The organism is Streptomyces sp. NPDC028910 (assembly GCF_055564955.1).
In genome coordinates this window covers 131661-152903 of the sequence record NZ_JBVHVF010000005.1, presented here as the reverse complement: position 1 = coordinate 152903, position 21243 = coordinate 131661, and the positions used below count along the sequence as shown (strand labels likewise).

Sequence of the window (21243 nt, the reverse complement as noted above, 5' to 3'; positions counted from 1 at the left end):
TTGGCCGGTGGGCCGCAGGCCGGTTGGCCGGTGGGCCGCAGGCCGGTGGGCCGGTGGGCCGCGGGCCGGTGGGCCGGTGGGCCGCGGGCCGGTGGGCCGGTGGGCCGGTGGGCCGGTGGGCCGCGGGCCGGTGGGCCGCGGGCCGGTGGGCCGGCGGGCCGGTGGGCCGCGGGCCGGTGGGCCGGCGGTCGGGCGCCGGGTCAGTGGGGCAAGGCCGCCTGCATGACCGCGCGGGCGATCGGGGCCGCCGCGCTGTTGCCGCTGATGTCGCCCCGGCGCGCCGAAGCGTCTTCGACCACCACCGCCACCGCCACCGCCGGGAGGGCCGCGCCCTCGGCCCTGGCCCAGGAGATGAACCATGCGTACGGGGTACCCGCGTTGCCGACGCCGTGCTGGGCGGTGCCGGTCTTGCCGCCGACCACCGCGCCCCGGATCGCCGCGTTCTTGCCCGTACCGTTCTCCACCACCTTCACCATCAGCTCCTGCAGCCGCAGGGCGGTGGCCGGGTTCATCGCCCGGCCGAGGCTGCGCTGATCGCCGCGCCGGACCGGCGACCCGTCGTCCTGGGTCGTCCGTTCCACCAGGTAGGGGGACTTGAGCTCGCCGCCGTTCGCGACCGCCGCCGCCACCATCGCCATCTGCAGCGGCGTCGCCGAGGTGTTGAACTGCCCGATCGAGGAGAGGGCCAGCTGGTCCTGGCTCATGTCGGTGTCGAAGTTCGACCGGGACACCCACGAGGGCACCCGCAGCCCCTCGACGTTGAACCCGAAGCGGCGCGCCGCCTCCACCATCCCGCGCAGCCCGACCCGTACCCCGATCTTCGCCATCACCGTGTTGCAGGACCACTGCACCGCCTCCGCCATCGAGGCGTCCTCGCAGCCCGTGGCCGCGTTCGGCAGCAGGGTGCTGGTCCCGGGCAGCGGGTAGGGGTCGGGGGTCCGGGTCGGCGCGTCCACATCGGTGACCACGCCCGCGTCGAGGGCGGCCGCCGCCGTCACGATCTTGAACGTGGAGCCGGGCGGGTACGTCTCGCGCAGCGCCCGGTTGAGCATCGGCCGGGCCGGGTCCGCGTTCAGCGCCGCCCAGGCCCGCTTGACCTTCGCGCCCGTACCGGAGAGCACGGAGGGGTCGTACGAGGGGCTGCTGACCAGCGCGAGGATCCGCCCGGTGGCCGGCTCCACGGCCGCCACCGCCCCGCGCTTGCCCGCGAGCCCCGTGTACGCGGCCCGCTGCATGCCGGCGCGGACGGTGGTGGCGACGTTCCCGCCGGCCGGGCGGCCGCGGGCCAGGTCGTACCAGAGCGGGAAGGCCGAGAGCCCCGGGTCCGTGCCCGAGAGGATCCCGTCCTCGGCGCGCTCCACGAAGCTGGTCCCGTACGTCTGGGAGGAGAAACCGGTGACGGGCGCGTAGAGCGGGCCGTTCCCGTACGTCCGCTCGTAGCGCAGCAGTTGGCCGCTGTCGCGGGAGCCGGTGACGGGGCGCCCGTCGACCAGGATGTCCCCGCGCGGTTCGGCGTAGCGCTCGATGGCGGGGCGTTTGTTGGCCGGGTTCGCGCCGTAGGCGGCGGACTCCCAGACCTGCACGCGGGTGATGTTGACCAGCAGGGCGACGAGCAGCAGTGCGCAGAAGTACGCGCACCAGCGGATGTAGCGGATCACTCGGCCGGCTCCTCCGCGGGACGATCGGGGCGAGGTCTGCGGGCGCTGTCGCTGAGCCGTACCAGCAGGGCGACGATGATCCAGTTGGTGACGACGGAGGAACCGCCCTGGGCCAGGAAGGGCATGGCCATGCCGGTGAGCGGGATCAGCCCGGTGACTCCGCCCGCGATCACGAACACCTGGAGCGCAACGATCGAGGCGAGCCCGGTGGCGAGCAGCCGGCCGAAGGAGTCGCGCAGCGCGAGCCCGGCACGGAAGCCGCGGGCGACGAGGAGCCCGTAGAGGAGCAGGATCGCGGCGAGGCCGACGAGACCGAGCTCCTCGCCGGCGGTGGCGAGGATGAAGTCCGACTTGGCGGCGAAGCCGATGAGGAAGGACTGGCCGTGGCCGAGCCCGGCGCCGAGGAGGCCGCCGGCGCCGAAGGCGAAGAGGGACTGGGCGAGCTGGCCGGGGCCCTCGCCGCGCTCGATGGAGGCGAAAGGATTCAGCCAGTCGTCCACGCGGCTGTTCACGTGCGGCTCGAAGGTTCCGACGGCGTACGCGCCGAGGGCGGCGAGCAGCAGCCCGATCGCGATCCAGCCGATCCGCCCGGTGGCAGTGAACAGCATGATCACGAACAGCCCGAAGAACAGCAGCGAGGTGCCCAGATCCCGTTCCAGCACGAGCACACCGACGCTGAGCAGCCAGATCGCGAGGATCGGGCCGAGCACGCGGCCCGGGAGGAGGCGCAGCTTCCAGAAGAGCCGGCGGCCGGTGAGGGCGAGGGCGGTGCGGTTCGCCGCGAGGTAGGCGGCGAAGAAGACGGCGAGCAGGATCTTGGCGAACTCCCCCGGCTGGAAGGAGAGTCCGGCGAACCGGATCCAGATGTGCGCGCCGTTGACCGCCGGGAAGAAGACGGGCACCAGCATCAGCACGAGGGCGACGGTGACGGAGAGGTAGGCGTACCTCTGGAGCACGCGGTGGTCGCGGAGCAGCGCGACGACCAGGACGAAGAGCGCCATCCCGAGGGCGGACCAGAGGAGTTGGTCCCCGGCGGTGAGGTGGTCGGGCGTGGTCACGTCGAGGCGCTGGATGAGGACCAGGCCGAGGCCGTTGAGCAGGACGGAGATGGGGAGTACGAGGGGGTCCGCGTACGGGGCCCTGAAGCGGACGGCGAGGTGCGCGAGCAGGGCGGCGGCGGTGAGGCCGGCGGCGTAGCGGGCGGCCCCACCGGGGATGCGGCCGGTGGTCGCGAGGCCGACGTGGAGGTGGCCGAGGACGGAGATCAGGACGGCGCCGGCGAGGAGCGTCAGCTCGACGCCGCGGCGCTTGGGGGCGCGGGCGTCGGGGGGCGGGGGCGGGGCGGGCTCCGCCACCTTTGCCGTCAGAGCGGTCATACACCGAAACGTAGCAAGCGGACGGATGGTATGTCCGCTTATGTCATAGAGTGCCGAAGAGTCGTCACAAACGGTCGGACGTGAGGAGCCGAGGCGTATGGGACCTGTGGAATTCATCGTCCTCGCCTTCCCGGAGGAGCAGCTGCGCGTCCCGGCGGTCGAGGCCGTGATGGGGCTGCGCAAGACCGGGGTGGTCCGGCTGATCGACGGGCTCGTGGCGACGAAGACGGCGTCGGGGAACGTGCTGGCGGCGGAGTTCGACGAGTTCGTGGAGCTGCAGGGCCTGCTGACGGGGCGCGACGTGGCACGGCTGATCGGGCCGGAGGACGTGGAGGAGGCGGCGGGGCTGCTGGAGCGCGGGAGCTGCGCGCTGCTGCTGGTGGTCGAGCACGTGTGGGCCGAGGACGCGGCGATCGCCGTACGGGCGGCGGGCGGGCGGATCGTGGGCTCGGTCCGCATCCCGCCGGACCGGGTCCCGGTGGACCCCCGGGCGGGGGTGGCCTGATGTTCATCCGACCGGTGGGCGGGACGGTGCGCTCGGCCAACCGCCCGGCGGGGCGCCCGCTGCTGCGGGGTCTGCTGGCGCGCGCGACGGGAACCGGGGACGCGGCGGCGGGCGCGGTGGGCCCGGACCAACCGCCGCGCCGTGGCCTGCTGGCGCGTGCGGTCCAGGCGGCGGAGGGCCCGGCGCAGCCGCCGACCAGGCCCTGGCCGGAGCCGCATGAGCCGGAGCCGCATGAGCCGGAGCCCGGGCCGCCGGAACCGGAGCCGCCGGAGCCGGAGCCGTTGCATCTGGAGCCCGAGCCGGAGCCGCTGGATCTGGAGCCCGAGCCGGAGCCGGAGCCACCGGACGAGTTCCCGTACGCCCACCCGGAGTACGCCCCGGCGGCCGGGCCGGCGCGTCCCCCCGTCAGCCTGGTGGCGGAGCTCACCCAACTGGCCGACCTGGCCCGCGAGGGCCTGCTGACCCCGGAGGAGTTCACGACGGCCAAGACCCGCCTGCTGCGCGGCTGACGCCGGGGCGGACCTCCCGTCACGTACTCCCCGCCCCCCGGCACTTAAAGTGATGTGGATCAACTCATCGGTTGATCGGGGGACGGGGGAAGACCGATGAACAGCGCGACCGAGATATTCCAGCCGTTGCAGGCGGACGATCCACCGGCCGTGGCCGGCTACCGGCTCGTGGCCCGGCTCGGCGCGGGCGGCATGGGCCGGGTGTACCTCTCGCACACCCCGGGCGGCCGTCCCGTAGCGATCAAGGTGGTACGGCCGGAGCTGTCCGAGGACCCGGCCTTCCGGCGGCGCTTCCGCCGGGAGGTGGAGGCGGCCAGGCGGGTGCGCGGCGCGTACACCGCCGAGCTGATCGACGCCGAGGCGGACGGGGTGCCGCCCTGGCTGGCCACCCTGTACGTGCCCGGTCCCTCGCTGGCGGAGGCCGTCACCCGGCGCGGACCGCTGCCGGTGCCCGCCGTGCTCTGGCTGATGGCGGGGGTGGCCGAAGCCCTGCAGGCCATCCATGGTGCGGGCATCGTGCACCGGGACCTGAAGCCGTCGAACGTACTGCTGGCCGCCGACGGGCCGCGTGTCATCGACTTCGGCATCTCGCTGGCGTCCGGTACCACCGCGCCCACCGCCACGGGCAGCGCCATCGGCACGCCCCAGTTCATGGCCCCCGAACAGGCATTGGCGGGCGAGACCACGGCAGCCACCGACGTCTTCGCGCTGGGCCAGACGGCGGCGTTCGCGGCCCTGGGCGAACCGCTGTACGGAGACGGCCCCTCCATGACCGTGCTGTTCCGGATCGTGCACTCCGCCCCCGACCTGTCCCGGCTGCCGGAGCCGCTGCGTCCGCTGATCGCCCGCTGCCTGGCCGCCGATCCGCAGGAGCGGGCCACCCCGGCGGAGATCGTGGCGTGGTGCCGGCAACGGCTGGGCGGGGACGCCGACGCGGGCGGCGGCCCGGCCATATGGCGGGAGGTGACGGGGCCGGAGGTGACGGTCCCGGCGCCGATCCCGCACCCCACGCCGCTGGGCACGCTTCCGATGGTCCGGCGCCCGCCGCAGCCGCCGGAAGAGCCGGAGGAACGACGGGCCCGCCGTCGACGCACCGCACTGATCACCACGGCGGCGGTGACGGCCGGGGTCCTGCTCCTGTCGGGCCTCGGCTGGGTGGTCATGGACGCGGCGGACAGGATCCGCGAGCGGGAGGCACAGCAGAGCGGCCCGGCCGCGATGGCCCAGGGCACACCATCGCCGTCGGGATCGACCGGCTCGCCGACCGGCGGCAAGGCGCCGGGCGCCTCCGTACCCGCACCGAGCACGTCGCAACCGCCGAAAGCCGTTCCCCACCCCGCGCTGTGGCTGGACGAGAAGACATCGATCAGCTTCAGGGAACCGATCCGGCGCGAGGACGGCACGGGGGACATCCGCCTGAACTGCGAGGAGGTCGGCTGCAAGCTGGAGAGCGACGCGAGCGTGTTCACCCTGCTGTACGCCGATCCGGGCACCGGCAGCCTCGAAACGTGCCGCCGCCTCACGGCCGCCGCCACGGCCAACACCCTCCCGCTGGCCGCGACGGCGACCGGCAGCGAAATCTGCGTCAGGCACCCGTCGGGGGATATCGCACTGCTCGTGCTCCAGACCAAGTCGACTACGCGGGTGAAGGGCGTGGCCGAGTTCGTTTTCGCGGACATGACGGTCTGGCCCGCGACCTGACGACGCAGGCAACCACCCGGCAGCCTTGTGACTCACACCACACACAGTTCCTGTCAGGAATCGGCGCGCCGTTTCGCTCAACTCGCCGAGAGCAAGCGAACCGACAGGAGCGACACATGAAGCACCGCATCGTCGTCCTCGGCGCCGGCTATGCCGGGGCCTACGTGGCCGGGACCCTGGCCCGCCGACTGTCCCCGGCGGACACCGAGATCACCGTGGTCAACGCCGAGCCGGACTTCGTCCAGCGGCTGCGACTGCACCAGCTCGCGGCCGGCCAGGAGATCGAGGCCCCACAGCTCGCAGACGTCTTCGCAGGCACGGGGATACGGCTGCGCCTGGCCCGTGTCACCGCCGTCGACCCCGAGCGCCAGGTCGTCGCCGTGGCCGACGCCGACGGCGAGCTCGACTACGACACGCTTCTCTACGCGCTCGGCAGCCACGTCGCCGACCACGGCGTCCCCGGCGTGGCCGAGCACGCCTTCGACGTCACCGGCCGCCCCTCGGCGCTGCGCCTGCGCGCACGCCTGGACAGCCTGAGCGGGCGGGCCGAAGGCGGCAGGGTGCTGGTCGTCGGCGACGGTTTGACCGGCATCGAGACCGCCACCGAGATCGCCGAATCCCGGCCCGGCCTGTCGGTGGCGCTGGTCGCCCGCGGCGAGCTGGGCGCCCAGCTCTCCGCCGGAGCCCGCGGTCACCTGCGGCAGGCCTGCGACCGGCTGGGCATCACCGTCCTGGAGCGCACCAGCGTCGAAGCCGTCGAAGCGACGCGGGTGCTGTGCGCCGACGGCACCGCCCTGGCGTCCGACGCGACCGTGTGGACGGCCGGGTTCGCGGTCAGCCCGATCGCCGCCGCCGGCGGGCTGGAGGTCACCGAGACCGGTCGGATCGTCGTCGATCGCACCATGCGGTCGCTCTCGCACCCGAACGTCTACGCCGTGGGCGACAGCGCCTACGCCATCGGCGACAACGGCCGGCCGCTGCCGATGTCCTGCGCTTCGGCCGGCTACACCGGCATGCAGGCCACGGCCGCGATCGTGGGACGCCTGACCGGCCACAAGATCCCGAACACCAAGCTGGACTACCACGGCAACCACATCAGTCTCGGGCGGCGGGACGGGATCCTGCAGATGGTCGACGCCGAAGCCCAGGCCAAGCCGAAGTACGTGGGCGGCCGGAAGGCCGCGCGCATCAAGTCGGGCATCCTCAAGATGTCGCTGTGGACCACCTCGCACCCGACTTTCGGCCTGCCCAAGCGCAAGCGCCGCTTGGCCACACCGGAAGCGTCCGCCACGAAAGCGGTCGCGTAGCTAGGGTGGTCCGCGTGGACAGCACCGCCGTTGACCGCTTCGACACCAGCCGGTTCGAGGCCAGCCGGAACCGGCTGGCCTCGCTGGCGTACCGTCTCCTCGGCTCCGCCGCCGACGCCGAAGACGCCGTGCAGGATGCGTTCCTACGCTGGCAGGCCGCCGACCGGCAGCGGATCGAGGTGCCGGAAGCATGGCTGACCAAGGTTCTCACCAACCTGTGCCTCGACCGGCTCCGCTCGGCACAAACCCGCCGCGAACGCACCGTCGGCGCCTGGCTGCCCGAACCGCTCCTCGACGGCGACCCGATGCTCGGCCCGGCCGACACTTTCGAGCAGCGCGAATCGGTCTCCCTGGCCGTGCTGACTCTCCTGGAACGCCTGTCACCCCTTGAGCGGGCCGTCTACATCCTGCGCGAAGCCTTCTCCTACACCCACGCCGAGAGCGCGGAGATCCTCGACATCACGGAGTCCGCAAGCCAGCAGCACCTCCACCGGGCCCGGCGCCACATCACCGCCGCGCGCCGCCGCGGCGGCGAAGTCGACCCGGTATCCGCCCGCAGGATCGTCGAGGAATTCCTCGCCGCTGCCTCCTCGGGCCGCACCGAACAGCTCGTGGCACTGCTCACCGACGACGTGACCGCGATCTCCGACGGCGTCGCCGGCCTGGCCAGGACGCTGCTGCGGTACGACACTCCGCAGCGCGTCGCCGCCATCGTCCGGGCCGGCTTCAAGCCCACCCCCGCGAAACGGCGACGTGCCGGCGGCACGCCCGCCGTCCACTACGCGGTCCTCAACGGCGCCCCCGCCATCCTCTTCGTGCTGGGCGACCAGGTCGTCGGCTCCGTGACGTTCGACATCACCAACGGCCAGATCGCAACCCTGCACGGCATCGCCGCCCCCACCCGCCTCGCCCGCCTCACCGAAGCCTGGCGCCAGCAGGAACCGCACACGCCGCTCATCTCCCAGTGGTGACCGGCTTCGGACGCCAAGCCGTGCGAAGCGCGGAGCGATCGACGGCGCCCACGCCCACCCCAGACGGCCGCCGGTCGCCATCATCGAGAAACGCAGTAACCCGTGGCGGCTTATGCCCGGCCCCAGGCGGCCGTCGGACGCTGAGACGGGAGAAGCGCGTAGCGATCTGTGGCGGCTTATGCCCAGCCCCAGACGGCGGCCGGACGCCAAGCCGTGCGAAGCGCGTAGCGATCGGACGCGCCCCCCGACCCGCCCGTCCATCTCCGTCCGCCGCCCCGTCCCTGAAAAGGAACCCCCGGCCCGTTCCTTTGGGGGTTTCCCGGCTGTCCTCGTATGTCCGTGGCGGGACGGTCGGTCAAGGGTGGCCGAAGGCCATCGCGCAGCGACGCGACGACGAAGGAGGAGCGCCCTTGAGGGACCGGCCCGACACGGAGAGACGATGGGACTGACGGGAAACCCCCAAACCCTCCCTGATCCCGCCCCAGGACAACAGGCCCCCCAAAGCCCCCGCCGTATAGGCGCAGCCCCCCAACCGGGTGACCCCCGTGCGACCGGCCGACTCCGCTGGGGGATTTGTCATACCGGGCGTGGCAGCATCGGCGGCCTCGGAGGTGATCCCATGTCACATCGGCCGCTTCGCGCCGCCTGCATCGTCGCAGTGCTCCTCGTCGCCGGACCGGCCCCGGGTGCCGGGGCCGAACCGAGCCGGCCCGAGGGGGAGTCCGTCGGGGTGCTGCTCACCCGCCTGCAAGGGCTGTACCAGAAGGCCGAGGAGGCCACCGAGGCGTACAACGCCACCGAGGTGGCCCTCCGGGCCGGCCGGGACGAGGAGCGGCAGCGCGCCGCCGACCTCGGCAGGGCCCGTACGGCTCTCGAATCCGAAAAGGCCCTCGCCGGACGGCTGGCCCGGGAGCAGTACCAGGCCACGCGGGGCCTGTCCCCGTACGCCCGGATGCTCCTCGCCGGCAACCCGCAGGCCGCCCTGGAGCAGCGTCGGCTCGCCGCCCGCGAGGGCGCCCGGCGGGCCGCCGTACTGGAGCGGCTCGCGCGGGGCGAGAAGCAGGCCGACGCGCACGCCGTCCGGGCCCGCAAGGCCCTGGACGCCCGGCAGACCCTGGCCGCGCAGCAGAAGCGGCACCAGGACGAGATCGCGACGCGGCTCAAGGAGGTCGAGCGCATGCTCGCCGCCCTGACCCCCGAACAGCTCGCGCGGCTCGGCGCGAAGGAGGCCGAGAACACCGCCGCGGCGCAGCGGAACCTGCTGGATTCCGGCCGGCTCCCCACCCGTACCGGCACGCCCACCGCGGCCGGCGGCGCGGCCCTCACGTACGCGGCGGCCCAGATCGGCAAGCCGTACGTCTGGGGCGCCGAGGGGCCGGGGTCCTTCGACTGCTCCGGGCTCACCTCGCAGGCCTGGGCGCACGCCGGGCGCGCCATCCCGCGGACCAGCCAGGAGCAGTGGGCGCAGCTGCCGAAGGTACCGCTGGACCAACTACGTCCCGGGGACCTGGTGGTCTACTTCCCCAAGGCCACCCACGTGGGCCTGTACGTGGGGGGAGGGAAGGTGATTCAGGCCCCGCGCCCGGGAGCGCGGGTCAAGGTCTCACCGATCGCCGCGAACCCGCTGCTCGGAGCCGTACGGCCGGACCCCGACGGGACCCCGCTCGCCGACTTCACTCCCCCGCCGCTGCCCGAGGCGGCCTCGGCGGGGGACGATACGGGCTACTCGGCCGAAGAGGCTCCCGAGACCGACGACGAGACCGACGTCGAGGCCGACGACGAGACGGACGAGGAAACCGACGAGGAAGAGAAAACCGGCGAGGAAACCGACTAGGAAGCCGACGACGAGGAAACCGCTCCCGAAACCGCCGAAGAGACCTCCGCCAAGTAGTCCGCAGCGTCCTCGGGGTCGTAGAAGTACGCATCGAAGTCGGCCGGGTTGTCGAAGCCGTTGGCGAATCGGTTCGCCACCGGCTGGAGCTGCCCGGCCGCGCCGATCAGGTTCAGCACGTGCTCCGGCGGGACGCCCAGCATCGCGTTCGTCCACTGGGTCACCGGCTTGCCCGTGGTGAACCAGTACTTGTCGAAGGTGGCCTTCATCCACGCCTCGTCGAACGGGTTGTCCCCGTGCATCAGGATCGAGGAGAGGTACGAGGCCGCGCACTTGGCCGCCGAGTTCGAACCCTGGCCGGTGATCGGGTCGTTGGCGACGACCACGTCCGCGACACCCAGGACGAGCCCTCCACCGGGAAGACGGCCGATCGGATTGCGGACCACCGGCGCGTAGCGGCCGGCGAGCGTGGCGCCCGCGTCCGTCAGCTCCACCTTCGTCGCCCGCGCGTACTCCCACGGCGTGAACTTCTCCATCAGGTCCAGCGTGAGCGCCAGGTGCTCCGCCGGGTCCTTGACGCCGTTGAAGACGTCCAGCGGCCCGCCGGGGATGCCCTCCCAGAACAGGATGTCCGCCCGGCCCGACGTGGTCAGGGTCGGCATGACGAACAGCTCGCCGACACCCGGGACCAGGTTGCAGCGGACCGCCTCCGTCTCCGGGTGCTCCGGGCGCGGCCCGAGCCCGTGCACGTAGGACACGGCCAGCGCGCGCTGCGGGGCGTCGTACGGGGAACGCGCCGCGTCCCGCCCGAACATCGAGACCAGCTCGCCCTTGCCGGCGGCGACCAGCACCAGGTCGTACGTACGGGAGAAGAAGTCGAGGTCCGCGACGGAGGCGCCGTGGATGACCAGCTGCCCGCCGCGCTGCGCGAAGGTGTCGAGCCAGCCGGCCATCTTCACGCGCTGGTCGACGGACTGCGCGTAGCCCTTGAGGTGGCCCAGCCAGTCGATGGCGCGAGCGGCGTCGGGAGCGGCGACAGAGACCCCGAGGCCCTCGATCTTCGGAGCCTGCTGCTCCCAGAAGTTGATCTGGAGGTCACGCTCGTGCTGCAGCGCCGAGTCGAACATGACTTGGGTGGACATGACCCGCCCGGTGCGGATCTCGTCCGCCGTCCGGTTGGACATGAGGGTGACCTCGTAGCCCTTCGACTGGAGTCCGAGGGCGAGCTGGAGACCGGACTGGCCGGCTCCTACGACAAGTATCTTGCGCATCTCTCACGTTCTCTATTCGGGAGTGCTGTCGAGGGCGTGGCCCACCAGGGCCAGCAGGGATTCGACCACGGTGTGGCGGCGCCTCGCGTCCATGATCACGACGGGCACGTGGGGCGGCACGCTGAGCGCCTCACGCACGTCCTCGGGCTCGTACGACGGCGAGCCCTCGAAGTGGTTGACGGCGACGGCGTACGGGAGCCCGCAGCTCTCGAAGTAGTCGAGGGCCGGGAAGCAGTCGCGCAGCCTGCGCGTGTCGGCCAGGACGAGGCCGCCGATGGCTCCGCGCACCAGGTCGTCCCACATGAACCAGAACCGCTCCTGGCCCGGGGTCCCGTACACGTAGAGGACGAGGTCGTCGTCGAGGGTGACGCGGCCGAAGTCCATGGCGACGGTGGTGGTGGCCTTGTCCGGGGTTCCGGTCAGGTCGTCGGTCGGCACGCTGGCCCTGGTCATCACCGCCTCGGTACGCAGCGGGGTGATCTCGGAGACGGAGGAGACGAAGGTGGTCTTGCCGACGCCGAAGCCGCCCGCGACGAGCACCTTGACGGCGACGGGTGCGCGGGAGCGGTCGTACTGCCAGGGCTGGACCGGCTCGTCGTCCGACTGCGGCAGGGGCACCGGGTTGTCAGAGACGGCGAAGACCACTGAGCACCCTTTCCAGCAGCGCGCGTTCGGGCCGGCCCGTGCCGTGGCCGGTGCCGTAGACGCGGATCCTTCCCTGGTCGGCGAGGTCGCTGACGAGGACGCGGACCACGCCGAGCGGCAGCTTCAGCAGCGCGGCTATCTCGGCGATGGTGCGCATGCGGCGGCAGACCTCGACGATGGCGGGCATCTCGGGCGTGCGGTCGGGCTTCTGCGGCTCCGACGCCTTGGTCTCCAGGGCCGCGACAAAGGTCTCGACGAGCAGGACGTGCGTGAAGCGGGTGCGGCCGCCCGTGAGGGAGTACGGGCGGACGCGGGCGGGGCGGCGGTCGGCGCCGCGTATCGGCAGCCGGTCGGAGGCCGGACTCCTCACGGGGTGTTCTCCATCGACTGGCGCAGCTCACTGCGGACTTCGGGGGTCAGGACGTGGCCGGCGCGGCCGACGAACAGGGCCATGTGGTAGGCGACGACGCTCATGTCGCAGTCCGGGGTGGCGTGCACGCCCAGCAGTGAGCCGTCGCTGATGGCCATGACGAAGACGGAGCCGTGCTCCATCGCCACCATGGTCTGCTTGACGGCGCCGCCGTCCATCAGTTCGGCGGCGCCGGTGGTGAGGCTGCCGAGGCCGGAGACGATGGTGGCGAGGTCGGCGGACGCGCCGCGCGGGCCCTTGGCCTTGGCCTTGGTCTCGGTCGTGGCCGGCGGCTCGCCCGCGCCGCCCGTTCCGGGGTCGGAGGACAGGAGCAGCAGCCCGTCCGAGGAGACGACGGCGACGGAGTTGACGCCGGGGACCTCCTCGACCAGGTCGGTCAGCAGCCACTGCAGGTTGCGGGCCTGGGTGCTCAGTCCGTACGTACTGGGCGCGGTCATGTGCGTGCCTCCTGTGCGGTGTCCCCCTGGTCGGTCTTGCTCTGTTCCCGCCCCTGGTCCTGCTCGTGCCCCCGGTCCTGCGCGATCTCGGCGGCGACGACCCGCCGGCCGTCCTGGGCTCCCTGGTAGAAGCCGCCGAGCCGGCGGCGCAGTTCGTCGGCGTCGACCCGGCGCGGCGGCTCGGGCGGTGCGTCGTCGCGTGCCGCGCGCCCGGCGGTGACGGTGCGCGGGGTCCGCTTCGGCAGGCCCTTGTGGGTGAGGGCTTCGTTGCCCTCGGCGGGGTCGGAGGGGTGGCTGCCCTGGCGGGGGAGCCAGTTGCCTTCGGCCGGGGCGTGGCTGTGCGGGTCCGCCTCCGGCGCGGTTTCCCGTACGTCGGCAGCCGGGTCGGCATCAGGTGCCGCGGCCGGGACCCCCTCGGCGGTGTCCGGCGCCGTGAAGGCAGCCGGTTCCGCTTCGGGGACGACCCGCGCGAGCAGCTCTTCGGCGGAGTCCGCCGCGGGCACGACGAACACCTGCTCGGCGGGCGGCAACGCTGCGCTGGCCGGAGCCGGAACGGTGAAGACCTCCTCCGCAGGCGGCATCTCCGCTTCGGCGGCGGGCTCCGCGTACGGCGTGGCCTGGCCCGGGCCGGGCTCCACCTGGGGCTCCGTGGCCGGAGCCGGGACGGTGAAGTCCTCGGCGGGCGGCATCTCCGCTTCGGCGGCGGACTCCGCGTACGGCAGGAACGCCTCGCCCGGGCCGGGCTCCGCCTGGGGCTCCGTGGCCGGCGCCGGGACGGTGAAGACCTCCTCGGCGGGCGGCAGCGCTCCTTCGCCGGCGGCTGGGACCATGGCGGCGGCAGGGCCGGGGACGGTGAACACCTCGTCGGCCGGCGGCATGGCCGCCGCCACGCCGGGCCCGGCCGTGTCGGCCGTATCGTCCTGGGCCGCCGTGGCCGCCGGGACGGCGCCCGAGGCCTCGTGGGGCGCGGCGGCCCCGTCCAGGACAGGCTCCGGCTCCAGCTCCGGCTCCGGCTCGAGCCCCGGCTCTGCGGCATCGACACCAGCACCGGCACCGGCACCCGCACCCGCGCCCCGCGGCCGCGTCGGCAGCGTGTTCTCGTTCGCCTCCGCTATCACGCCCGGCAGGTGCAGCGCGGGCGCGCCCGGCGTGGCCAGGGTGTGGACGGGGGAGGCCGGCGGGGCGGCGGGCAGCAGCGCCGCCGGGACGACCACCAGGGCCTCGGTCCCGCCGTGCCGCGGGGCGCGCAGCTCCGCGGTGACCCCGTGCCGCGCCGCGAGCCGCCCGGCCACGTACAGGCCGAGGCCCAGGCCGTGTTCCGCCTCGGGCTCCTCGTCGTACGCCTCGGGCGTGGACAGCCGGGAGTTCAGTGATTCCAGCCGGTCCTCGGTGACCCCGATGCCCTCGTCCACGACGGACAGCACCACGTCACCCGAGTCCAGCAGCCAGCCGGACACCTTCACCTTGACGTCCGGCGGCGAGAACGTCGTCGCGTTCTCCAGCAGCTCGGCCAGCACGTGCGAGATGTCGTCGGCCGCGTGGCCCGCCACCTGCGTGTACGAGGGCAGCGCCGCGAGTTCGACCCGCTCGTAGCGCTCGATCTCGCTGACGGCGGCCCGCATCACGTCGACCAGCGGTACCGGCAGGCCCTGCCCGTGGCCGTGCTCCTGCCCGGCCAGGACCAGCAGGTTCTCGTTGTGGCGGCGCATCACGGTCGCCAGGTGGTCCAGCTTGAAGAGCGTCGCCAGCCGGTCCGGGTCCTGTTCCTTGGACTCCAGCTCCTCGATGACCGCGAGCTGGCGCTCCACCAGGCCCAGGGTCCGCAGCGACAGCGAGACGGAGGTCGTCGACATGACGCGGCGGTGCTCCTCCAGCCCCGCCCGCAGCTTCGTCAGCTCCTCCTCCAGCACGTCCCGGCTGGAGGCCAGCGCCTCGTTGCGGCCGATGATCCGGCGCCGGTCGGCGTCGAGCCCGGCGATCCGGGTGTGCAGGGAGACCGTCTGGTCGCGCACCGCGTTCAGGTGGCGCACGACCTCGGCGAACTCGTCGTTGCGGCCGGTGAACCGCACCGGTTCGACCGAGCCCTCCGGCGTCGCCAGCCGCGCGGCGCCGCGGCGCAGGACCGACAGCGGCCGGGTCAGCGAGCGCGCCACGGCGGTCGAGACGCCGACGGTGACCAGGAAGAGCACACCCAGCAGGGCGACCAGGGTCTCCAGCCGGGTCACGTCGTCGTCGCGCAGGGAGGCGAGGGCGGAGGCCCGCTGGCCCGCCAGGGTGGACTCCACGGACCGCATCCGGTCGATGCGGGCGGTGAGCGCGGCACCGACGGCGGCGGCGTCGGTCTTGCGGTCGGCGGCGGTCAGGGTGGGCCGGTCGGTGAGCCGCTTGAGGAAGTCGTCGGCCGTCTTGACCTCGGGGCCGGTGACGGTGACGGCGAGGGTCTGGCGTACGTCGGGGCGCGCGACCCGCGCGAAGTCGTCCAGGGCGGCCTGTTCCCGTACGCGCGAACGCTGGGCGGCGGCGGTGAGTTCGTCGACCACGGCCGAGTTGGGGAGCTGCTCGCCGCGGGGGACGGCCAGCGCGGCGAGCAGCAGTCCACGGGTGGCCGAGGCCTGTTCCACGGCCTGGCCCAGCGGGGCCAGCGGGCGGGTGGTGGTGAGGGCGGCCTCGGCGCGCGGCGGGGTCAGCTCGGCGAGCCGGTCGCCCGGCGCGAGCAGTTCCGCGATGACGCCGGCGTAGGCCTGGTGGGCGGCCAGCGCGCTGCCCTTGCCGTCCACGGCCTCCGTGCGGACGGTCTGGACGCGGGCCAGGGCGCGGGCGGTCGTCTCGTCGGCCTCGGCCTGGACCTCGGCGAGCTGCCGGTCGGTCCGGGCGGTGCGTTCCTGGACTGCCCCCTTGGCCGCGCCCGGGCGGCCCTTGGCGGCGTACTCGACGACGGCGTCGCGCTCGTCGCCGAGGAGGTGCGCGAGGGTGAGGGTGTGCCGGGTCCGTTCCGCGAGGGTGACCAGGCGCTGGGAGTCGTTCAGTTCCGTCGAGGCGGAGACGACGGCGGGGGCGCCGGCCGCGAGGACGGTGAGGCCCGCGACGGCCACGCCTACGACCAGCCTGCGGCGCACGCGGACGCGGCGTCCTGCGGGGGCCGGGCCGTCGGCGGCGGTGCCGTTGTTCCGAGACCGCTTCTTCTGCACCGGTGCTCGCAATCCTGTACGTGTGCTTGTGCTCGTCTACTCGTGTGGCCGAGGTAACGGCCGGTCAACAAGTAAACGCCCCCTGCCCCCTCGTACCGCCTCAGACCTTTGCAGCGTGTTGGGGAGAGAGCCGCACATCGCCCACCCGGCCACTCGAACGAGTGAACATCACGGATGAGTTGGCGACCAACTCGGGCACCCGCCCCCAGAGCGCCGCCGTGGACAGGTGGTTGAAAGATCGATGCGGGCTTTGGCAGGATGCCCGCCCACATCCCGGCCCCCTGCCCGGTCTTCCCGGCCCCGCGCCCGGACGGTCCGCGTGCGGGGCCGCCCGAACCCTCCCGCTTTGGTACGGACCTGCCGGTGCGCTCCACCGGCCGCCCGGCAGAATGGCGGCATGCGCATCGACCTCGCCTCGGCCCCCGGCAGCCAGGAACGCCCCAATGAGGACTGGGTGTCGGCCGCGATCCTCGCCTCGGGTGGCGGTGTCCTGGTCGCCCTGGACGGGGTCACCCCGCCGAGCGGCGAGGACGGATGCGTGCACGGAGTGCCGTGGTTCGCGGCCCGGCTCGGCGGCCGATTGACCGAACTGTCCGGATCGCGGCGGGACATGCCACTGGATCGGATTCTGGCCGAGTCCGTCCGCGCCACGGCCGAGGCACACGGCGGCGCGTGTGACCTTTCTCACGTCCGCACCCCGCAGGCGACGGTCGTCATGGTCCGCTGGGACGAGGCGTACGTGGAGCACCTCGTGCTCTCGGACTCCGTACTGCTCCTCCAGGCGCCCGGGGGTGAGGTGACGGCGGTGCGCGACGACCGGCTGGACCGGGTCCCCCGGGAGGTGCTGCGCTCGGTGGCCGCGACGGACGCCCTGCGCAACGCGGAGGGCGGCTTCTTCACCGCGGCCGCGGACCCGGCGGTGGCGGCCCGGGCGGTGACGGGGCGCACCCCGCGCGAGCGGGTGCGGGCGGTGGCCGCGCTCACGGACGGGGCGAGCCGGTGGACGGACACGTTCCGGGAGGGCGACTGGGCCGAGTGCCTGGCGGTGCTGCGGAAGGAGGGCGCGGAGGGCCTGATCGGCCGGGTCCGCGCCCTCGAATCCGACCCGGCCCGCCGCGTTCCTCGCGGCAAGCGGCACGACGACGCGTCGGCGGTGTACGCGCAGCTGTAGCGGGGGACCGGCCTGTGCGGGGTCCTACTCCCCGCCCGCGTTCAACTGGTTCAGCAGCCGGGCCAGTTCCGCCACCTCGCCGCGGTCCCAGTCGGCGAGCTTGCGCATGTACTGCTCGCGCCGTGCGCCCCGTACCCGCAGGAACCGCTCGCGGCCCTCGTCCGTGAGGCCGACGAGGAAGGCCCGGCCGTCGGCGGGGTCCGGCTCGCGGGCCACCAGGCCGAGGACCTCCAGGGCCCGCAGTTGCCGGCTCATGGTGGCCTTGCCCACCCCGAAGTAGGCGGCGAGCTCGGTGGCCCGCTGCCGGCCGGCCGCCTCCAGGCGTACGAGGAGCCCGTACGCGGCGGGCTCCAGCTCGGGGTGGAGCTCGCGGGCCATCTCGCCGGAGGAGGCGCGGGCGCGCCGGAGGAAGACGGACAGCTCCCGCTCCAGGGCAAGGAACTCCTGGTCTTCGCTCCCGTGCACGTCCCGCTCCTTCGATGGTGTGTGGCACCCCGGTGGGTGAGGGGCCAGTATTTCGCAGCGGGCACGCCGACGGCCCGGGGCCCCGCCGGAGCGGGGATCCGGGCCGTACGGGCGGCCGTCAGGCGGCGGCGGTGACCGGCACCTCCGCCCGGGCCAGGGCGAGCTCCAGGACCTGGCGCACATCCGTCACCGGGTGCACCTCCAGCCCCTCCAGCACCTCGGCCGGGACATCGTCCAGATCGGCCTCGTTCCGCTTCGGGATGATGACGGTGGTCAGCCCGGCGCGGTGCGCGGCGAGCAGCTTCTGCTTGACCCCGCCGATCGGCAGCACGCGCCCGGTCAGCGAGACCTCGCCGGTCATGGCCACGTCCGTGCGCACCTGCCGCCCGGAGAGCAGCGAGGCGAGCGCGGTCGTCATGGTGATGCCCGCGCTGGGGCCGTCCTTGGGCACGGCGCCCGCCGGGAAGTGGATGTGCACGCCCCGGTCCTTCAGGTCGGCGACCGGGAGTTCCAGTTCCGCTCCGTGCGAGCGCAGGAAGCTCAGCGCGATCTGCGCCGACTCCTTCATGACGTCGCCGAGCTGGCCGGTGAGGGTCAGGCCGGCCGCGCCCGTCTCCGGGTCGGCCAGCGAGGCCTCTACGAACAGCACGTCGCCGCCCGCGCCGGTCACGGCGAGGCCGGTGGCCACGCCGGGGACCGCGGTGCGCCGCTCGGCCGGGTCCTGCGCGGACTCCGGCACGTGGTGCGGGCGCCCGATCAGCCCCCGCAGGTCGCCGGACCCGATGCGCAGCGGCAGCTCCCGCTCCCCCAGCTCGTGCTGCGCGGCGACCTTGCGCAGCAGGCGTGCGAGGGACCGCTCCAGGGTGCGCACGCCCGCCTCGCGGGTGTATTCGCCCGCCAGCTTGCGCAGGGCGTCCTCCTCCAGGACCACCTCGTCGGAGCCGAGCCCGGCGCGTTCCAGCTGGCGCGGCAGCAGGTGGTCCCGTGCGATGACCACCTTCTCGTCCTCGGTGTACCCGTCCAGGCGGACGAGCTCCATCCGGTCGGCCAGCGCCTCCGGGATGGCCTCCAGCACGTTGGCGGTGGCCAGGAACACCACGTCGCTCAGGTCCAGCTCCACCTCCAGGTAGTGGTCGCGGAAGGTGTGGTTCTGCGCCGGGTCCAGGACCTCCAGCAGCGCGGCCGCGGGGTCGCCGCGGTAGTCGGAGCCGACCTTGTCGATCTCGTCGAGCAGCACGACCGGGTTCATGGACCCGGCCTCCTTGATGGCCCGGACGATCCGGCCCGGCAGGGCGCCGACGTAGGTCCGGCGGTGGCCGCGCACCTCGGCCTCGTCCCGTACGCCGCCGAGCGCGACCCGGACGAACGTGCGACCCATGGCGTGGGCCACGGACTCCCCGAGGGAGGTCTTGCCGACCCCGGGCGGCCCGACGAGCGCGAGCACGGCCCCGCCGCGCCGCCCTCCGATGACTCCCAAGCCGCGCTCGCTGCGCCGCTTCCTGACGGCGAGGTACTCGGTGATCCGGTCCTTCACGTCGCTCAGGCCGGCGTGCTCGGCGTCCAGGACCGCCCTGGCCCCCTGGATGTCGCACTCGTCCTCGGTGCGCTCGTTCCAGGGCAGTTCCAGCACGGTGTCCAGCCAGGTGCGGATCCAGGACCCCTCCGGGCTCTGGTCGCTGGCCCGCTCCAGCTTCTCGACCTCCTTGAGCGCGGCTTCCCGTACCTTCTCGGGCAGGTCGGCGGCCTCGACCCGGGCCCGGTAGTCGTCGGACTCCTCGCCCTCCTTCTCGCCGTTGAGCTCGCGCAGTTCCTTGCGTACGGCCTCCAGCTGCCGCCGGAGCAGGAACTCCCGCTGCTGCTTGTCGACGCCGTCCTGGACGTCCTTGGCGATGGACTCGGCCACGTCCTGCTCGGCGAGGTGCTCGCTGAGCCACTTGATCGCGAGCTTGAGGCGGACGACCGGGTCGGCGGTCTCCAGCAGTTCGACCTTCTGCCCGACCGTCAGGAACGGCGAGTACCCCGAATTGTCCGCCAGCGCGGAGACCCCTTCGATCTGCTGGACCCGGTCCACGACCTGCCAGGCCCCGCGCTTCTTGAGCCAGCTGGTGGCGAGCGCCTTGTACTCCTTGACGAGCTCGGCGACCGCCCCCGGCAGCGGATCGGGCACGGCTTCCTCCACGGTCTCGCCCTCGACCCAGAGCGCGGCCCCGGGCCCGGTGGTCCCGGCCCCGATCCGGACCCGCCCCCGACCGCGGATGAGCGCGCCGGGATCCCCGTCGGAGAGCCGGCCCACCTGCTCGACCGTCCCGAGCACTCCCGTACCGGCGTACTTCCCGTCGACCCGCGGCACGAGCAGCACCCGGGGCTTCCCGCTGCCCGCCGCCGCCTGGGCCGCCTCCACGGCCCCGCGCACCTCGGCGTCGGACAGATCCAGCGGTACGACCATTCCGGGCAGCACGACCTCGTCATCGAGCGGCAACACGGGCAGGGTGAGTGTTACGGACGTCGAAGCCATGATCTTCCTTCCGGCAGTGAAGTTGAGCTATGCCGACTCAATGCATGTGCGCCTCCCAATGTTCCCCAACCGCCGTTCGCCCGGGGCGAACAGAGTGCGCGCGGTGTCACGCGCCGCGGACGCGGACCGCCGTGGCCGCCCGGTGACCATGGTGTCGGCGGCTACGGAGCGCCCGGGCCGGTGACGACCGGGCGCAGCGGGGAGGGCAGGCCCCATTCGCTCCAGGAGCCGTCGTAGACCGCGAGGTCCTCGTACCCGGCGAGGGCGGCGCCGAGGGCGAGGACGCAGGCCGTCACCCCGGAGCCGCAGCTGAAGTAGAGCCGTTCCCGGTCACCGGTCAACGCCTCGAAGGCCTCGCGCAGTTCGCCGGCCGGGCGCATCTGGCCGTCGGGGTGCTGGAGTTCGGCGAAGGGCAGGTTGACCGCGCCCGGCATGTGGCCGCCGCGCAGGCCCGGGCGGGGTTCGGGGGCGGTGCCGGCGAAACGTTCGCGGGTGCGGGCGTCGAGGACGGCCGCGGCCGGGTCGGTGAGGGCCTGGGCGACGGTGGCGCTGTCGACCAGCAGCCCGGTGCGGGGCCGGGCGGTAAAGGAGCCGCGCGGGCCCCCGTACGCCGGGCCGGTGGCCTCGACGGGCAGGCCGGCGGCCTTCCAGGCGGGCAGTCCCCCGTCGAGGACGGCGGCCCGGTCGAAGCCCATGGCGCGCAGCATCCACCAGGCGCGGGCGCTGGAGTAGATGCCCGCGCCGTCGTACACGACGACGGTGTCCGAGTCGTCGACGCCGAGGGCACGCATCGCCTCGGTGAACTCCGGGGCCCCGGGCATGGTGTGCGGGGCGGGGGCGTCGTGGTCGGACAGGGGCCCGTCGAGGTCGAAGGGGCGCGCGCCCGGGATCCGGTGGTCCGCGCCGCGGTGGGCACCGACGGAGGCGTCGAAGAGGACCAGCCCGGGCTCCTCCAGCCTCCCGGCCAACCAGTCGACCCCGACCAGCGGCCCGGGCGGGGCCTCGGGCTCCTCGGCAACGGCGTTCTGGGGCGTGGTCATGCGGCACCTCCGGAGGATGCGGCGGGCGCGCCCGGCGGGGCGGCCGCCGACTGTACGACGCGGTCCACCTCATCCTCCCCGGCAGTCCCGCCACTCCAGCCTCGCCTCCCCCCACTCCAGCCTCGCCGGGGGGGGGGGGGGGGGGGGGGGGGGGGGGGGGGGGGAGGGGGGGGGGGGGGGGGGGGGGGGGGGGGGGGGGGGGGGGGGGGGGGGGGGGAGGGGG

At 73.7% G+C, this 21243-nt stretch carries 17 protein-coding genes; 7 read left to right on the top strand and 10 right to left on the bottom strand.

From position 1 onward, the window contains the following. Nucleotides 1–200: 200 nt before the first annotated feature. Both ACZ4TV_RS09630 and ACZ4TV_RS09625 read right to left on the bottom strand, forming a co-directional pair. Nucleotides 201–1658 (bottom strand): penicillin-binding transpeptidase domain-containing protein, encoded by a 1458-nt coding sequence (locus ACZ4TV_RS09630; protein WP_468132522.1) that lies wholly within the window; start codon nucleotides 1656–1658, stop codon nucleotides 201–203. After that, the gene (locus ACZ4TV_RS09625; protein WP_468132520.1) at nucleotides 1655–3034 is read right to left on the bottom strand and encodes an FtsW/RodA/SpoVE family cell cycle protein; all 1380 of its coding nucleotides are present in this window, start codon (nucleotides 3032–3034) and stop codon (nucleotides 1655–1657) included. Before ACZ4TV_RS09625 ends, ACZ4TV_RS09630 begins: the two co-directional genes overlap by 4 nt. Before the next feature lie 97 nt (nucleotides 3035–3131). On the opposite strand from ACZ4TV_RS09625, the gene ACZ4TV_RS09620 reads away from it, so the two are divergent. The 6 genes from ACZ4TV_RS09620 (at nucleotide 3132) to ACZ4TV_RS09595 (ending at nucleotide 9861) form a co-directional block, all read left to right on the top strand. After that, nucleotides 3132–3539: a DUF6325 family protein gene (locus ACZ4TV_RS09620; RefSeq protein ID WP_468132518.1), complete on the top strand. Its 408-nt coding sequence runs from the start codon at nucleotides 3132–3134 to the stop codon at nucleotides 3537–3539. After that, a complete protein-coding gene (locus tag ACZ4TV_RS09615) occupies nucleotides 3539–4048 on the top strand; it encodes an SHOCT domain-containing protein (RefSeq protein ID WP_468132516.1) in 510 nt (169 codons plus the stop codon). Before ACZ4TV_RS09620 ends, ACZ4TV_RS09615 begins: the two co-directional genes overlap by 1 nt. A gap of 96 nt (nucleotides 4049–4144) precedes the next feature. Then, nucleotides 4145–5749, top strand: coding sequence for a serine/threonine-protein kinase (locus ACZ4TV_RS09610; protein ID WP_468132514.1), 1605 nt, complete (start codon nucleotides 4145–4147; stop codon nucleotides 5747–5749). A gap of 116 nt (nucleotides 5750–5865) precedes the next feature. Further along, nucleotides 5866–7056 carry an NAD(P)/FAD-dependent oxidoreductase gene (locus ACZ4TV_RS09605; RefSeq protein WP_468132512.1) on the top strand — a complete coding sequence of 397 codons (1191 nt, stop codon included), beginning with the start codon at nucleotides 5866–5868 and terminating at the stop codon, nucleotides 7054–7056. Nucleotides 7057–7070: 14 nt separating this feature from the next. Then, complete coding sequence (locus ACZ4TV_RS09600) at nucleotides 7071–8027, top strand: sigma-70 family RNA polymerase sigma factor (protein WP_468132510.1); 957 nt, start codon at nucleotides 7071–7073, stop codon at nucleotides 8025–8027. 619 nt (nucleotides 8028–8646) lie between these two features. Next, complete coding sequence (locus ACZ4TV_RS09595; protein WP_468132508.1) at nucleotides 8647–9861, top strand: C40 family peptidase; 1215 nt, start codon at nucleotides 8647–8649, stop codon at nucleotides 9859–9861. Here the strand turns inward: ACZ4TV_RS09595 and ACZ4TV_RS09590 are convergent. From ACZ4TV_RS09590 to ACZ4TV_RS09570, 5 genes are read right to left on the bottom strand one after another with little or no spacing between them, the layout of a single operon-like run. Continuing rightward, the gene (locus tag ACZ4TV_RS09590) at nucleotides 9858–11129 is read right to left on the bottom strand and encodes a styrene monooxygenase/indole monooxygenase family protein (RefSeq protein WP_468132506.1); all 1272 of its coding nucleotides are present in this window, start codon (nucleotides 11127–11129) and stop codon (nucleotides 9858–9860) included. The two genes, ACZ4TV_RS09595 and ACZ4TV_RS09590, sit on opposite strands and share 4 nt — an antisense overlap. A 12-nt stretch (nucleotides 11130–11141) precedes the next feature. After that, nucleotides 11142–11774, bottom strand: a complete 633-nt coding sequence (locus ACZ4TV_RS09585; RefSeq protein WP_468132504.1) for a GTP-binding protein — start codon at nucleotides 11772–11774, stop codon at nucleotides 11142–11144. After that, nucleotides 11755–12144 carry a DUF742 domain-containing protein gene (locus tag ACZ4TV_RS09580; RefSeq protein WP_468132502.1) on the bottom strand — a complete coding sequence of 130 codons (390 nt, stop codon included), beginning with the start codon at nucleotides 12142–12144 and terminating at the stop codon, nucleotides 11755–11757. Before ACZ4TV_RS09580 ends, ACZ4TV_RS09585 begins: the two co-directional genes overlap by 20 nt. Then, on the bottom strand, nucleotides 12141–12641 hold the full coding sequence (locus tag ACZ4TV_RS09575; protein WP_468132500.1) for a roadblock/LC7 domain-containing protein: 501 nt from the start codon (nucleotides 12639–12641) through the stop codon (nucleotides 12141–12143). Before ACZ4TV_RS09575 ends, ACZ4TV_RS09580 begins: the two co-directional genes overlap by 4 nt. Beyond that, complete coding sequence (locus tag ACZ4TV_RS09570) at nucleotides 12638–15829, bottom strand: sensor histidine kinase (RefSeq protein WP_468132498.1); 3192 nt, start codon at nucleotides 15827–15829, stop codon at nucleotides 12638–12640. The genes ACZ4TV_RS09575 and ACZ4TV_RS09570 overlap by 4 nt, the downstream gene beginning before the upstream one ends. A 397-nt stretch (nucleotides 15830–16226) precedes the next feature. Here ACZ4TV_RS09570 and ACZ4TV_RS09565 point away from each other — a divergent pair, with 397 nt between their 5' ends. Further along, the gene (locus ACZ4TV_RS09565) at nucleotides 16227–17000 is read left to right on the top strand and encodes a protein phosphatase 2C domain-containing protein (protein WP_468132496.1); all 774 of its coding nucleotides are present in this window, start codon (nucleotides 16227–16229) and stop codon (nucleotides 16998–17000) included. Nucleotides 17001–17024: 24 nt separating this feature from the next. Here ACZ4TV_RS09565 and ACZ4TV_RS09560 read toward each other — a convergent pair whose 3' ends face one another. From ACZ4TV_RS09560 to ACZ4TV_RS09550, 3 genes are all read right to left on the bottom strand, one after another. After that, nucleotides 17025–17465 (bottom strand): MarR family winged helix-turn-helix transcriptional regulator, encoded by a 441-nt coding sequence (locus ACZ4TV_RS09560; protein ID WP_468132494.1) that lies wholly within the window; start codon nucleotides 17463–17465, stop codon nucleotides 17025–17027. A gap of 118 nt (nucleotides 17466–17583) precedes the next feature. Beyond that, nucleotides 17584–19980, bottom strand: coding sequence for an endopeptidase La (lon, locus tag ACZ4TV_RS09555; protein ID WP_468132492.1), 2397 nt, complete (start codon nucleotides 19978–19980; stop codon nucleotides 17584–17586). A 161-nt stretch (nucleotides 19981–20141) separates the two neighbouring features. Continuing rightward, the gene (locus tag ACZ4TV_RS09550; protein ID WP_468132490.1) at nucleotides 20142–21020 is read right to left on the bottom strand and encodes a sulfurtransferase; all 879 of its coding nucleotides are present in this window, start codon (nucleotides 21018–21020) and stop codon (nucleotides 20142–20144) included. Nucleotides 21021–21243 lie beyond the last annotated feature (223 nt).